This is a genomic window from Nocardia sp. Root136, from assembly GCF_001427185.1.
Taxonomy (GTDB): domain Bacteria; phylum Actinomycetota; class Actinomycetes; order Mycobacteriales; family Mycobacteriaceae; genus Nocardia; species Nocardia salmonicida.
Genome location: NZ_LMFE01000004.1, coordinates 37,714 through 50,876 on the forward strand (window position 1 = coordinate 37,714; position 13,163 = coordinate 50,876).

The following is a 13,163-nucleotide window of genomic DNA, read 5'->3' on the forward strand; positions in this document are numbered from 1 at the left end:
AGCTAGCGTGGCACCATGCACGAGCTCGGGCCCGGTGACGTCGTCGCCGGTTATCGCATCGAGCGGGTGCTCGGGTCGGGTGGGATGGGCAGCGTCTACGCCGCCCGGCATCCGCGCCTACCGCGACTGGTGGCGGTGAAACTGCTGCACTCCTCGTTCTCGGCGGATCCGGTGTTCCGTGGACGGTTCGAGCGCGAGGCCGATCTCGCGGGCCGCCTCGATCATCCCAACATCGTGGCGATTCACGATCGGGGCAGCGAGGACGGGCGGCTGTGGATCGCGATGCAGTATGTCGCGGGCAGCGATGCCGAATCAGCGCTGCGAACAGGGGCTTTGGCACCGGATCAGGCGTTGCGGATCGCGCGGGCGACGGCGGACGCGCTCGATTGCGCGCATGCGGCCGGTTTGCTGCATCGCGACGTCAAACCCGCAAATATTCTGCTGAGCGAGAGTGCCGGTGCCACCGGTGAGCGGGTACTGCTCACCGATTTCGGGATCGCGAAGGCCATCGATGAGTCCACCGCGCTGACCCGGACCGGGACGCTGGTGGCGACGCTGCGGTATGCGGCGCCCGAACAACTGGACGGACACACCGCGGGCCCGCGATCGGACCAGTATTCGTTGGCGTGCACACTGTTTCACCTGCTCGCGGGTCGGCCACCGTATAACGCCTCCAACGCGGGTGCGTTGGTCGGTGCGCACTTGATGCAACCGGTGCCGCGGATCAGCGCGCTGGTGCCGGGTCTGCCCGACGCGCTGGATGTGGTGTTCGCACGGGCACTGGCCAAGGATCCCGATCACCGATTCGCCAGTTGCGCGCAGATGGTCGCGGCGGCGACCACGGCGCTGACGACAGGACTCGCTCCGACGCGTCCGGTGACCGACTCCGCCGGAGTCCTCGGGCCTGACAATCGAGGTCCACAGGTCACCCCGATGAGCAGGCAACCAGTGGCGGAAGCCGGTGTCGCGGGCGGCCGAATGTTCGGTGCGGACAATCGGACCGGCTTCGACAGCGCCACCGAGGCGGGCACTGGTCGAAGCAATGCGATGTGGTGGACCGTAGGCGCGATCGGGTTGGTCACGGCGCTCGCGCTCGTGACGGCAGTCCTTCTGAGCCGAGGGTCCGGAAGCACCGGTGCGGGGCCGACGACAACCACCATCGCGCCGACCACCACCACGATCGATGCGTGGGCGGCGGCACGACCGACGATCGCGATGTTCCCCGATCTGCTGCCCGCAAGTCCCGACAGCGAGGGGTATCGGGGGTTGCGGTGCAGTTTCGCGACGAAGAGCCCACAGGCCGTGTGGGACACGGGGTTCGACTGCACCGATCGCGAGGCAGTGCAGCTGCAGGTGATGGCGCACTCCGACGCCGAGACCGTCGGGCGGTTCGTCGCGACCCTGCCCGCCGGGGCGACCCAGCAGCTGCGGTCGAGGTACGGCAGGTCGCTGACCGTGCACAGTTTCAACGGCTCCACCGGACCATGGCTGCTGGTGCGCTTCGACGCCGCGCCGTATTCGACTGTGCTGCTCCAGGTGTACTGGAAGGGCCACACCCATCAGGAGATGATCGACCAATGGTTGAGCACCGCACCCCTGTGACCGCGCGATTGGCTCTGGGCGCACTCGCGGTTCTGCTCGTCGGCTGCGGCACCGTCGACGGCACCGCCACTCCCAGCGAGATCGACGTCCGGTCCCTCGATGTGGGCAGCTATACGACGGTGCCCGCCGATATCGAGATCGGCCGAAAGCCTACGGACGGGCCGATTCTGGAAGGTCTGCGGATGGCGGGGGCGGTGGTGTTTCCGCACGAGGTCGATCCGGCGCTGACCCATAACTGGGGCACCGATGTCCTGGACACTCCGCGACGGGCCTCGGATGCCTCGGCGATCTCCACTGTCAATCTCGGTGTGCTGGAACGGCATCGGATGATCGTCGGCTTCGACATCGCCGAGGGCTCCCAGGCCTTCGACAAGGCGAAACCCGCGATCGAGACCGACGCGCGGATCACCAGGGTCGTGCTGTTGCGGTTTCCCGGCGCGAAGATCGCCGAAGAGGCGGCGCGCGAACTCGCGGCGACCGATTTCGGGGTCAGCCCGGACAACCGGCCGGTGCCGATTCCGGGTTACCCTGCCGCACACGCGCATTGGCGACCGGGCATCAAGACGATCGGAGCGACCTTCGCTCGCGGCGAGATCGTGGTGAGCCTGTTCCTGCAGCATCCGTCACCGGACATCGATGCGCTCGCCAAGCGCGTCGCGGTGGTCCTCGACGCCCAGGTACCCCTGCTCGACACGTTCGCCCCCACCGCACCCGATCGGATCGCCGACCTGCCCCGCGATCCCGATGATCTGTTGCGGCGCACCTTGATTCCCGGTCCGGCCAATCAGCAGATCGCCATCGCCTCGCGCGAGTTCGCGTCGTGGACGGGCCGCGCCGGCTTGCACTACCGCCCCACCGAACCCGCCGAACTCGGTGCGGCTTGGGATCGCGGTGGGGTGGACAGCGTGGCGCATTCCTACAGCACCACGCTGTTCCGGTTCCGTGACGATGCCGCGGCCATCGGGTTCGGTGGCACCTGGCAGGACACCCTCAGCGCGGCCGCGCACCCTGTCGCAGCGCCCGACGGCTTGCCGCAGGCGCGGTGTGTGGAGCGCCGGGCGGGCAGCGCGCCGGCGCTGACCCGCTGCTATGTGAGCTACCGCCGCTACGGCGCCTTCGTCAGCGGCGCCGAACCCGCGGGGGTTCGACGCCAGGCTGCGGCGCAGTACGCGCTGCTGGCGAACGCTCAGTAGTTCAGAGCTGGGCTTCGATCGCCTGGACGACCTCGGCGGCATCGGGGGTGGTGCGGGGGCGGAACCGGCCTGCGACCGTGCCGTCGCGACCGACGAGGAACTTCTCGAAGTTCCACTGCACATCGCCCGCCGCGCCCTCGGCATCGGCCGTCTCGACCAGTGCGGAGTAGAGCGGGTGCCGCTCGTCGCCGTTGACATCAGCCTTGGCCAGCAGCGGGAAGTCGACGCCGTAGGTGACCGAGCAGAATTCCTGGATCTCCTCGGCGCTGCCCGGCTCCTGGCCCATGAACTGGTTGCTCGGGAAGCCGATCACGGTGAAACCGCGCTCGCCGTAGGTCTTCTGCAGCTCCACCAAGGCGCTGTACTGCGGGGTCAGGCCGCACTTGGAAGCCACGTTGACCAGCAGCACTGCCCGCTCGCCCGCCAGCTCGCCCAGTGTGGTGTCCTCGCCCGCCAGGGTCTGCACCGCAATGTCTCGAATGTTCGCGCTCATCACATCACCACCAGATCTCGTCTATGTAGGTTCGATCGCCACCGTACCGGAGCCCGAGGGGCGCGCAAGTATCCCGCTGGGCGGGAGAATCTGTAACACGTTCTTGTTTTGTCGCGCTATTGGCGGCACCATTCCAGGGACGGGCGGTAACGCCCGCACCCCGAGCACCGGAGGAAGCCCGTGAGCAACCAGCCACATCGGATCGATACCGTCCGCCCGCTGCGTGCGAGCGAGGTGACGCACTGGGATTTCGAGGCCGATGTGGTGGTGGCCGGTTTCGGCATCGCGGGCGTGTGCGCGTCGATCGAAGCCGCGCGGGCCGGTGCGAAGGTGCTCATCCTGGAACGAACCGGCGGCTGGGGCGGCGCGGCGGCATTGGCGGGCGGATTCGTCTACCTCGGTGGCGGCACACCGCTGCAGAAGGCGCTCGGATTCGACGACACCCCGGAGAACATGGCGGCGTTCCTCACCGCGGCGCTCGGGCCCGGCGTCGACGAGGCCAAGATCAACGACTACTGCGCGGGCAGCGTCGAGCACTACAACTGGCTCGTCGACTGTGGTGTGCCGTTCAAGGAGTCGTTCTGGGGTGAGCCCGGCTGGGAGCCCCCGCACGACGAAGGTCTGATGTACTCCGGCGGCGAGAACTCCGCGCCGTTTCTCGACATCGCCGAACCCGCTCCGCGCGGCCATGTTCCGGAGCTGGCGGGCAAGAAGATCGGTGAGCGCAGCGGCGGCTACATGCTGATGAAGCCGCTGGCCGACACCGTCGCCGAGCTCGGCATCGACGTCGAGTACGACACCCGGATCCGTCGGCTCGTCGTCGACGAGCAGGACCGGGTGGTGGGCGTGCTCGCCACCACCTACGGCAAGCCCGTCGCCGTGCGGGCCGCGCGCGGTGTGGTGCTGGCGACCGGCAGCTTCGCCTACGACACCGAAATGATCGACCGCTACACCCCGCGGCTGAGCGGCAGGCCCGGTGCGGCCATCGAGGAACACGACGGCATCGGCATCCGGCTGGCCCAAGCGCTCGGCGCCGAACTCGCGCACATGGACGCCAGCGAGGTGGCCATCTTCGGCGATCCGCAGATGATGGCGCGCGGCATCCTCGTCAACGGACGCGGTCAGCGCTACGTCACCGAGGACACCTACCCCGGCCGGATCGGTCAGGCGACGCTGTTGCAGAACGACAACCAGGCGTTCCTGATCATCGACGAGACCTCGCTCGAGGAGGCGCTCGCGACCGAGAGCGCCACCCCGTTCTTCCGCTTCCAGCCGAAGTGGGTCGCCGAGACGGTCGCCGAACTCGAGGCCGAGATGGGGCTGCCCGCACAGACATTGCAGACCACCGTCGCCACCTACAACCAGCACGCCGAGCACGGCACCGATCCGGTGCTGGGCAAGAAGCCCGAGTGGGTGCGCCCGATCACGGGGTCGCTCGCCTGCTTCGATCTGCGCGGGTTCACCGCCGGGTTCACCCTCGGTGGACTGCGCACCGACCTGGATTCGCGGGTGCTGCACGTGAGCGGTGAGCCGATCGAGGGCCTGTTCGCGGCGGGTCGCTGTACCTCGGGACTGTGCGCCTACGGCTACGTCAGTGGCGCCTCGCTCGGCGACGGCAGCTTCTACGGTCGTCGCGCGGGCAAAGCCGCCGCAGCGGGCTGACCGACGCACAACCCACCATCGGCCTTCTGTCAGTACTCTGCTTGCAGCGTCACGCCAGACGACGAGTCCGGCTGGGCTCGCGGTCTTTTCACGCCCGTGAGCAGGCGCGCCGAACGACAGACGCAGTGCAGATCGGAGTTGGACAGTGCAAGCAGGTGGGACGTCCGCGGATTACGTGATCGTCGGCTCCGGATCCGCGGGGGCGGTGCTCGCGAATCGGCTCAGTGCCGACCCGAGCACCACGGTCGTTCTGTTGGAGGCCGGTCCGGCCGACGACGACAAATTCGCCCATATTCCGGCCGCGTTCTCGAAGCTGTTTCGCAGCGAGCGCGATTGGGACTATCTGACCGAGCCGCAGGCCGAGCTCGGCGACCGCCAGATCTACTGGCCGCGCGGCAAGACCTTCGGCGGCTCGTCGTCGATGAACGCGATGATGTGGGTGCGCGGTTTCCGCGCCGACTACGAGGAATGGGGGCTACTGGCAGGCGAGAAGTGGAACTTCGCCGCCGCGGTGGAACAGTTCCGCAAAATCGAGAACGTCCAGGACGCGCAGTTCCCCGACGAAGGTTCCAAGGGACCGCAGCACGTGCAGCGCCAGCGCAGCCCGCGCGCGTCGACGCACGCGTTCCTCGAGGCCGCGCGCCAGGCGGGCCACGACCTGGAATCGGCGAATCGGCCCGCGCCCGAGGGCTTTACCCAGACCATGGTGACCCAGCGTGACGGCAGGCGCTGGAGCACCGCCGACGGGTACCTGCGTCCTGCGATGAAGCGGCCGAACCTGACCGTGCTGGCCGAGTCGCTGGCCACCCGCGTGCTGTTCGAGGGCACCAAGGCCACCGGCGTGGAGTACCGCAACGGCGAGCAGACACTCACCGTGACGGCGAATCGCGAGGTCGTCCTGTGTGGTGGCGCGGTGAACAGTCCTCAACTGCTGCAGCTTTCGGGCATCGGCGATCAGGACGAGCTCAAGGAACACGGCATCGAACTGGTCGCTCACTCCCCCGAGGTCGGCGCGAACCTGCAGGACCACCTCATCTCGGCGCTGGGCTACAGCGTGGATTCGGACTCGCTGTTCACCGCGGAGAAGCCGCTCGAGCTGGTCAACTACCTGGTCCGCCACCGCGGCATGCTCACCTCCAATGTCGGTGAAGCCTACGGTTTCGTGCGCAGCGAACCCGACCTCGAGCACCCCGATCTGGAGCTGATCTACGCACCGGCGCCGTTCTACCACGAGGGTCTGGTCGAGCCCACCGAACACGGTGTGGTGCTCGGCGCGATCCTGCTCCGCCCGCGCAGCCGCGGCAAGATCAGGCTGGCCTCGGCCGATCCGACCGCCAAGCCGGTGATCGATCCGCGGTATCTGTCCGATCCCGACGGTGCCGACCGGGCCGCGCTGACCACCGGGCTTCGGGTGTGCGCCGGACTCGCCGGGCAGCCCGCGCTCAAGAGCGCGCTCGGCGCGCTGATCTACCCGCCCGAGGCACCCGAGGATCTCGAGGCCGTCATCGCGTTGACCATCGAACAGTTCTCGCACACCCTCTACCACCCGATCGGTACCTGCAGGATGGGCACCGACGCCGCCAGCGTCGTCACCCCGGACCTGAAGGTCCGCGGCGTCGAGGGGCTGCGCGTCGCCGACGCCTCGGTGATGCCGCTGATCATCCGCGGCCACACCAACGCCCCCGCCATCTTCATCGGCGAACAGGCCGCGGATTTCATCCTGGCCGAGGCCTGACCCAGGTGGTGGTGGCGTGCCCACGACGGCGCGCCACCACGTGCCTCATGCCGCCGCGAGGCCCAGCGAAGCGGCCGCGAGCAGCAGATACGGCAGCGGGTAGCCCAGATCCGAGTACCGGCCCGAGCGTGCGACCGTGAATTCGGCGGCCACGAAATACAGCACTAGCCCGGCCGCGGCAGCCACCGCCAGCGGCCGATAGGCCAGGCCGGCGAGCAGAGCGAGCCCACCCACCGCCTTGATCAGGGCCAACGGCGTGAGCGTCCACGGGGCGATGCCGTAGTGGCGCATGTTCTCGCGCACCCAGTCGGCACGAACGACGTCGATCAGCGCGGCTGCCAAGGCAGCCACCGCGGCGAGCACGGTGACGACAACATAGGTGGTGTGCATCGAATCAGGTCCTCCGGTTTCGGGTGATCGGCTGCCTCTGCCATCGTGGAGACAGCCGCCGTGATCGGACAGCGAGTGCCGTCCATTCGATAGACGACCGGCGTGAGCGAAAGGTGACCGATGCGCGCGGACCGGAACCGAGTGTCGGCGGACGCGTTCGAACAACGGCGCGATCGCCTGCGCGGTGTCGCCTTTCGAATGCTGGGTTCCGGGGCCGAAGCCGAGGACGCGGTCCAGGACGCATGGTTGCGGTTGGCCGCGACCGACGCCGAGATCGCCGATCTCGACGGCTGGCTCACCACGGTGGTGTCGCGGATCTGTCTCGATATGCTGCGCATTCGTGCTCGCCGCGCCGAGGTCGCGACACCGAACGCGCCCGCGCGGGCGGCGACCGGCGCGGGCATCGACCCCGAGGCCGAAGCACTGCGGGCCGATTCCGTCGGACGGGCGCTGCTGGTGGTTCTCGACGCGCTCGGGCCAGAGGAACGGGTCGCCTTCGTTTTGCACGATCTGTTCGCCGTGCCGTTCGCCGAAATCGCGCCGATGCTCGGACGCACACCCGCCACCACCAAGAAGCTCGCCAGTCGTGCGCGGCTGCGGGTGCACGCGCCCGCCCGGATCGAGCCGATGGAACTGCTCGCGCATCAGGCCGCGGTGACAGCCTTCGTGCGGGCGGCTCGCGGGGGCGATCTCGGCGGACTGCTGGCGGTGCTCGCGCCGGATGTGGTGCGCACCGCCGACCCGGCGGCGCTCTCGCCCGGGATGGCCGTCGTCGTGCGCGGGGCCCGGGCCGTGGCGGAGGGCGCCCTCGCCCTGCGCCGCCGGTCGCTCGAGGCGGTGCTGGTCCTCGTCGACGGCAGGCCCGGCCTGGTGGTGGCGGGTGCGGGCGGCCCGGTGTTCGCGGTGACGTTCCTGGTGCGCGACGGGCAGATCGCGGCTTACGACGTGGTGGCCTCGCCGCAACGTTTGGCCGCGCTCACGCTGTCGCTGCTGCCGTGATCAGGGCCGCGAGAATGACCGAATCACGGCCATTGTGGCAGTCGATGCAATGATGCGGCCGATGCAGATTCGTCCCGGTCAGAGGGCGGGGACGCGGGCGAATCCCAACGGCGGGGTCGGTACGCGGCCGGACCGCAGATCGTGCCGGAAATCGGGCAGCAGCGGAAGCACGTCGACATTGCGGGCGGCATAGCAACGCACCATCGGCAGTGCGCGCGAGACCTCGGCGCGTTCGACCGGCTCGGCATCCACGAACGCGAGGGCGTCGAGGCCGAGGCCGAGGGTGCCTGCGACCCGGACGATCGAGGCGGACTTGCGACCCCAGCCGACCTCGACCGCGGAGAACATCTCGTACAGACCGTGGCGATAGAGCGTGCGCATGGTTCTGGCTCGGTCACCGCGTGCGGCGACAGCATGCAGTACACCGCGCTCGCTCAGTTTCGTCAGCGTGCGCAGTGCCGGTGGGCGCGGCGTGGTGCCGGTCTCGTCGTGGACGACACCCTCCCACAGGGTCTCGTCCAGTTCCCAGACCAGACAACGGACGGCAGGTCGCATGGCGCTGAACTCTACAACCACTCATAGCGAAGAACCAGACTTGTGACCGGTCACTACGCCGACCTCCAGTCGTGGGCCCCCTACCCAGAACCTGACAATCCATTCCGGTTTCCTTTGTAGTTCGTTAGGGTGAGGTTCGCTGGACAGCGGGGGGGGTACAGCCGAAACTGGCGAAGGGAAATAGATGTCCGTCCACAATCCACCCCGACCGTCGTTGACCGTCTCGGGCAGGCCGATGTCGTTGCCACTCAAGGACGTTCGCGCACTGTCGCGTCAAATGGTCGGCCATTTCGTCGCCAACGTCGCGCCGTGCGGCACGCTACCGGGTGACGCCATCTCCGGTGATGTGACCACGATCACCCGGATCTGCCTGGAATTCGCGGTCGGCATGCTCGATGGGCGCGATGTCCCCAGTCAGCTGCAGCGTCTGCAGGACGCGGCCAGCGCGTGGGCCCGTGAGGGCGTGCCGATCGACACGATCCACCACTCGATTGCCGAGGGCTTCAAAATGGGCCTCGACCTGGTGGTATCGAGTGCCTCCGGGAAGGACTTCGACAGTCTTGTCGGCGGCGTCAAGGTCGTGATGGAACTGCTCGACACGATCACCGCCCAGATCTCGATGGCCTACGTTCGTGAGCTCCGCGGCGTGGTCAGCGAACACCACACCGCCGTGCACACCCTCACCTCGGCGCTGCTCGGCGGCCACAGCACCTCGACGATGGCCCGCGAATGCGGCATCACGATCGCCGAGACCTACGCGGTCTTCGCCCTGGCGATCCCCCAGCACCGCGAGGAAGCCAATCCGGCGCTGGATTCGAAGGTCGTCGCCCGCCGCAAGCTGCGCCGGGTGCAGGCCGAGCTGGCCAAGCGTTGCGGCGACTCGGCGTTGTCGCTGCTCAGCGTCGACGGCGGAACCGTGCTCATCCCGGCCGAGACCTTCGACCGCGAGGGTCTGACCGCACTGGTCGCCCAGCTTTCCCAGGCCGCACAGGTCGGCATCACCGCCGCGATGGTCGAAACGACCACCACCGGGGTCCCCGATGCCGCCGACCAGGCCCACGAACTGCTGGACATGGTGCAGCGGCTCGAGGTGACCTCGGGTCTGTACCGCTTCGACGAGCTCGCCCTGGAATACCAGCTGACCCGCCCCGGCCCCGGCCGCGAATTCCTCGGCTCGCTGCTGGATCCGCTCGATCAATACCCCGAGCTGCTCGAAACCCTGCAGCGCCATATCGCCAACAACCTCAACCGCCAGCGCACCGCTCGCGTCCTGCACGTGCACACCAATACCGTCGACTATCGGCTCAAGCGGATCGGCCAGCTCACCGGGTTCGATCCCACCCAGCCTTCGGGGCTGTGGTACCTGCGCTCGGCACTCGTCGCGCGCAGCTACCGTTCCGTCCCTGCCTGATCCCGAACACGACGAAGGCGCTGTCCACATCACGTGGACAGCGCCTTCGTCGTTGTCAGCGCGAGCGGGTCAGATCGAACCGCCGCCACCGACGAGCCACGGGTTGAACGCGCAGGTCAACTGCGGGTTCTGGACCGGGTCGAGCGCACGAAGCGCGATCGACAGGGCGCGCGGGGAGTACATCATCGTCAGGTGATCGGAGATGTCCTGCTCGCAGCCGTCCTGCAGGGTGATGTTGGTGACGTGCGCCCCCGGGCCAGCCTTGATGAAGGTGAGCTCGTAGGGGTTGGTGACCTCGTCGTACCGGGTGCCGACCACGGTGTAGTCGACGCCGGCGACGGTGTCACCGTTGGCATTGAGGTTGTTGACGAAATCCGAGCCGATGGTCTGCTGGATACCCGCGTGCCCGACGAAGATCTCGATCGGACCCAAGATATCGATACCCAGGTTGTTGATCATGCGACCCAGCGCGCCGATGCCGTCGAGGCTGGTGCCGTGGTGGGTGGCGCCGAAGGTGATCAGCTTGTTCACCTTGGCCGCACCGCCCTCGAACTTGGTGTAGTAGTTCGCCATCGCCCCGCCCTGCGAGTGGGCGACGATGTCGACCTCGTCGGTGCCGGTGGCCGCGAGGACCCGGTCGACGAACGCGGCGGTCTGCTCGGCCGAATCCTCGATGTAACCGGTGCCCATCACGCCGGGCAGAAACGAACCGACGCCGCCGCCTTCCATGATGTTCGAGCGACCGTAGTTGAACGTGAACGTGCAGTAACCGGCGTCCTTGATCGGCTGACCCATGTAGGCGTAGCCGTTGTAGGCGTTCATCCAGGTGCCGTGCAGCAGCACGACCGGGCGGGGGTGCTCTGCGGTCGGCTTGCAGTTCCAGTCGTTCGTCCCGGGCGCGGCGGCATCGGGGTTGTTGAGGCCGTAGGCGAACGCGGCGAGGAACGCCGTCGACTCCGGTCCGTACGCGCCGGGATCGGAGGAATAGCCGCCCGAGGAACCCGAGCTGGAACCCGAACCGCCGTAGCAGTCACCGGACCCGTTACCGGAGCCGGCGCCACTGCCGGAGGTGCACGCCGAACCGGATCCGGCGACCTGTCGGCCTTCCGAGACGATAGTGGCGAGATCCTGCTCGGTCGGCGCCGCGGCAGGAGCCGCGCTCGCCCCCGGCCCGGTGAAAACCATGGAGAGGGCGCCGACTCCGGCGAAGACCGCCGTGTGCAGCGTGCGCCTGCGACTGGGAGATTTCATGTGTTGACTTATCTTCCTGTGCGATTCGAATATTCGTCGCCCTTTTCCTGCCGGGAGAACGAATGGCTTGTCGAAACCGCCCAAAACATAAGCCGCGGAATTCCTTACGAGACGTCAGTCACGTCCGGTCTGGGCAGGTCACCACGGCTTCTCGAAAACTGCCATGACGAGGCACAGGAAAATGTTCAGCTCTCCGACATCCCACGAATTCGAGCCACGAATGCCTTGCTGTGTCCGACCATCACGTTCCGCGAAATGCTCTGTGAAATATCATCTAGCCGTTCAGCATTCGCTCCGCGCGGCGACTCCGAGGAGTCGTTCGTCGAGCCACACCATAGCTTCCGGATAGCCGGTCGCCGCACCGATGATGTGTTCACCGAGCACACCGCGATATACCGCGTTCGCCCCGAGTTCGCACTGTTCGGTGTAGAGATTGTGAGCGCCCTCCGCGGGGATCCAGAATTCCTGGTCACCGTTGTAGATGTAGAGCGGAGTAGCCGACCGAAGACCTCGCATCCGGGTGATCTCGTAGATATCGGTGGCCAGTTCCGACCGCAGCGGGTCGGCGATATTGGCGCCGACGTCGATCGGCAGGTGCAGAATCCCTGGCACCGCGAACACGCTGGCGCACGTATCTTTCATGAACGAGGTCGTGACCCACCGCCCGAGATTGTTCATCGCGGCGAGGATTTCGGGGCGCTCGCGGCCGATCGCGAAGGTCGCGGCCATAAATATTCCGGAGGCGAGGTTGGCATTCATACTGCGCGACAGGATTTCGAAGTCGGCCGGTACGCCGCCCAGTGCCGCGCCGACGATCACGTCGGCGAGTTCCGGTGCGTAGGAGTCGATCAGCTTGGCCGCACCGTGGGTGGCGATCGCGCCGCCGGAGTAACCGGTCATCGCGAAGCGGCTCCGGCCGTAGGACACCGGGTCGATACCGCGCACCGCTCTGATCGAGTCGAGCACCGCGTGCCCGGCGACATACGGTTCGGCATAGGCCATCCACGGGCCCTCGTGGTCGGGCACCAGGACCGCGTATCCGCGCAGGACCGCCAGCTGGGTGGTGGGCGGAAGGAATTCCGTCGCACTCGACTGCGATGTCAGACCGTGCGTCAGTGAGTATCCCGGGGTGCACTTGCGGCCGAGCGCATCGATAGGAAGGTTGTTCACCAGCACAGGGCGGTCCCCCGGCCCGGTCCACTCGGTGGCGGGCACGATCAGGGTCGCGGTGGCGTAGGACGGCCGGTTCTGCGCGTCTTCGGTGCGGAACTTCAGCAGCGTCGCCGAGCGGATGGGCACCACCGTCAACCAGGCCGCGGTCGCGGTGATGTCGCGCGATTCGATCAGATCACCGGGCGACAACTCGTCCAGCCCGACAGGCCACTGGTCGAAGATCGGATCGCCTACCGCCGAGGGCAGCACCGCCGCGTGCAGCGCCGCGAGCTCGGCGGCCGGATCGGCGGCGTCGGGCTGGATCGGCGAGGGCAGCACCTGGTCGATCCAACGCTGTAGATCAGGCAGGAAGCCGGGTGTGCCCACCTGTGGCACCGGAAATTCGTGAGTCGGCGGCGGATCCGCGGCGGCGGTGCCTGCCGCGAGCGAGAAGAGCAGCAGCATCGAACCGACAAGTACTCGAACAGATCTCATGGCACACACGCCTTCGGGTGGCAACGGATTCGTCGATGACGTGCCACCATGCGGTGCTTCGACTCCCGCCGAAACTCCCCCACCGCGCCGTCGTCAGAGCAATTACGCTACGTGCAGGCACTCTCCGACTTCGGCGTTGTGCCCGAGTCGTGTGCGCAATGCCGCTGTATCGCAACAAGAATCGACCCGTCGCACCACGAAACGGTCCGGATCCGCTTCGGGGCG

The 13,163-nt window shown here is 67.5% G+C and carries 11 protein-coding genes; 6 read left to right on the forward strand and 5 right to left on the reverse strand.

Translation table 11 applies throughout. The features are described 5' to 3' along the window. The first annotated feature begins 15 nt into the window (after nt 1-15). Nucleotides 16-1,602 carry a serine/threonine-protein kinase gene (locus ASD42_RS34930; RefSeq protein WP_056817446.1) on the forward strand — a complete coding sequence of 529 codons (1,587 nt, stop codon included), beginning with the start codon at nt 16-18 and terminating at the stop codon, nt 1,600-1,602. Next, a complete protein-coding gene (locus ASD42_RS15980) occupies nt 1,578-2,795 on the forward strand; it encodes a DUF7373 family lipoprotein (protein ID WP_131816476.1) in 1,218 nt (405 codons plus the stop codon). The genes ASD42_RS34930 and ASD42_RS15980 overlap by 25 nt, the downstream gene beginning before the upstream one ends. Before the next feature lies 1 nt (nt 2,796). Here the strand turns inward: ASD42_RS15980 and ASD42_RS15985 are convergent, their stop codons facing one another. Next, a complete protein-coding gene (locus ASD42_RS15985; protein WP_056817451.1) occupies nt 2,797-3,288 on the reverse strand; it encodes a glutathione peroxidase in 492 nt (163 codons plus the stop codon). Nucleotides 3,289-3,468: 180 nt separating this feature from the next. Between ASD42_RS15985 and ASD42_RS15990 the strand changes: the two genes are divergently transcribed. Next, complete coding sequence (locus tag ASD42_RS15990; RefSeq protein WP_235569604.1) at nt 3,469-4,950, forward strand: FAD-dependent oxidoreductase; 1,482 nt, start codon at nt 3,469-3,471, stop codon at nt 4,948-4,950. A 145-nt stretch (nt 4,951-5,095) separates the two neighbouring features. After that, nucleotides 5,096-6,685: a GMC family oxidoreductase gene (locus tag ASD42_RS15995; RefSeq protein ID WP_056817453.1), complete on the forward strand. Its 1,590-nt coding sequence runs from the start codon at nt 5,096-5,098 to the stop codon at nt 6,683-6,685. A 45-nt stretch (nt 6,686-6,730) separates the two neighbouring features. Here ASD42_RS15995 and ASD42_RS16000 read toward each other — a convergent pair whose 3' ends face one another. Next, the gene (locus ASD42_RS16000) at nt 6,731-7,075 is read right to left on the reverse strand and encodes a DoxX family protein (RefSeq protein WP_056817455.1); all 345 of its coding nucleotides are present in this window, start codon (nt 7,073-7,075) and stop codon (nt 6,731-6,733) included. Nucleotides 7,076-7,195: 120 nt separating this feature from the next. Here ASD42_RS16000 and ASD42_RS16005 point away from each other — a divergent pair, with 120 nt between their 5' ends. Further along, complete coding sequence (locus tag ASD42_RS16005; RefSeq protein ID WP_056817458.1) at nt 7,196-8,074, forward strand: sigma-70 family RNA polymerase sigma factor; 879 nt, start codon at nt 7,196-7,198, stop codon at nt 8,072-8,074. 78 nt (nt 8,075-8,152) lie between these two features. Here the strand turns inward: ASD42_RS16005 and ASD42_RS16010 are convergent, their stop codons facing one another. Next, nucleotides 8,153-8,629, reverse strand: coding sequence for an HAD-IIIC family phosphatase (locus ASD42_RS16010; RefSeq protein ID WP_056817461.1), 477 nt, complete (start codon nt 8,627-8,629; stop codon nt 8,153-8,155). Between the two features lie 184 nt (nt 8,630-8,813). Here ASD42_RS16010 and ASD42_RS16015 point away from each other — a divergent pair, with 184 nt between their 5' ends. After that, the gene (locus ASD42_RS16015; protein ID WP_056817464.1) at nt 8,814-10,040 is read left to right on the forward strand and encodes a PucR family transcriptional regulator; all 1,227 of its coding nucleotides are present in this window, start codon (nt 8,814-8,816) and stop codon (nt 10,038-10,040) included. Nucleotides 10,041-10,109: 69 nt separating this feature from the next. Here ASD42_RS16015 and ASD42_RS16020 read toward each other — a convergent pair whose 3' ends face one another. Next, nucleotides 10,110-11,291, reverse strand: coding sequence for an esterase/lipase family protein (locus ASD42_RS16020; protein ID WP_056817466.1), 1,182 nt, complete (start codon nt 11,289-11,291; stop codon nt 10,110-10,112). 282 nt (nt 11,292-11,573) lie between these two features. Beyond that, nucleotides 11,574-12,938 carry a lipase family protein gene (locus ASD42_RS16025; RefSeq protein WP_056817468.1) on the reverse strand — a complete coding sequence of 455 codons (1,365 nt, stop codon included), beginning with the start codon at nt 12,936-12,938 and terminating at the stop codon, nt 11,574-11,576. Between the last annotated feature and the right edge of the window lie 225 nt (nt 12,939-13,163).

Excerpts from the sequence above, each read along its gene's own strand:
- ASD42_RS15985 (WP_056817451.1), bottom strand. The coding sequence starts at position 3,288 with ATGAGCGCGAACATTCGAGACATTGCGGTGCAGACCCTGGCGGGCGAG.
- ASD42_RS16025 (WP_056817468.1), bottom strand. The coding sequence starts at position 12,938 with ATGAGATCTGTTCGAGTACTTGTCGGTTCGATGCTGCTGCTCTTCTCG.
- ASD42_RS16005 (WP_056817458.1), top strand. The coding sequence starts at position 7,196 with ATGCGCGCGGACCGGAACCGAGTGTCGGCGGACGCGTTCGAACAACGG.
- ASD42_RS15980 (WP_131816476.1), top strand. The coding sequence starts at position 1,578 with ATGGTTGAGCACCGCACCCCTGTGACCGCGCGATTGGCTCTGGGCGCA.
- ASD42_RS16010 (WP_056817461.1), bottom strand. The coding sequence starts at position 8,629 with ATGCGACCTGCCGTCCGTTGTCTGGTCTGGGAACTGGACGAGACCCTG.
- ASD42_RS16000 (WP_056817455.1), bottom strand. The coding sequence starts at position 7,075 with ATGCACACCACCTATGTTGTCGTCACCGTGCTCGCCGCGGTGGCTGCC.
- ASD42_RS16020 (WP_056817466.1), bottom strand. The coding sequence starts at position 11,291 with ATGAAATCTCCCAGTCGCAGGCGCACGCTGCACACGGCGGTCTTCGCC.
- ASD42_RS34930 (WP_056817446.1), top strand. The coding sequence starts at position 16 with ATGCACGAGCTCGGGCCCGGTGACGTCGTCGCCGGTTATCGCATCGAG.
- ASD42_RS16015 (WP_056817464.1), top strand. The coding sequence starts at position 8,814 with ATGTCCGTCCACAATCCACCCCGACCGTCGTTGACCGTCTCGGGCAGG.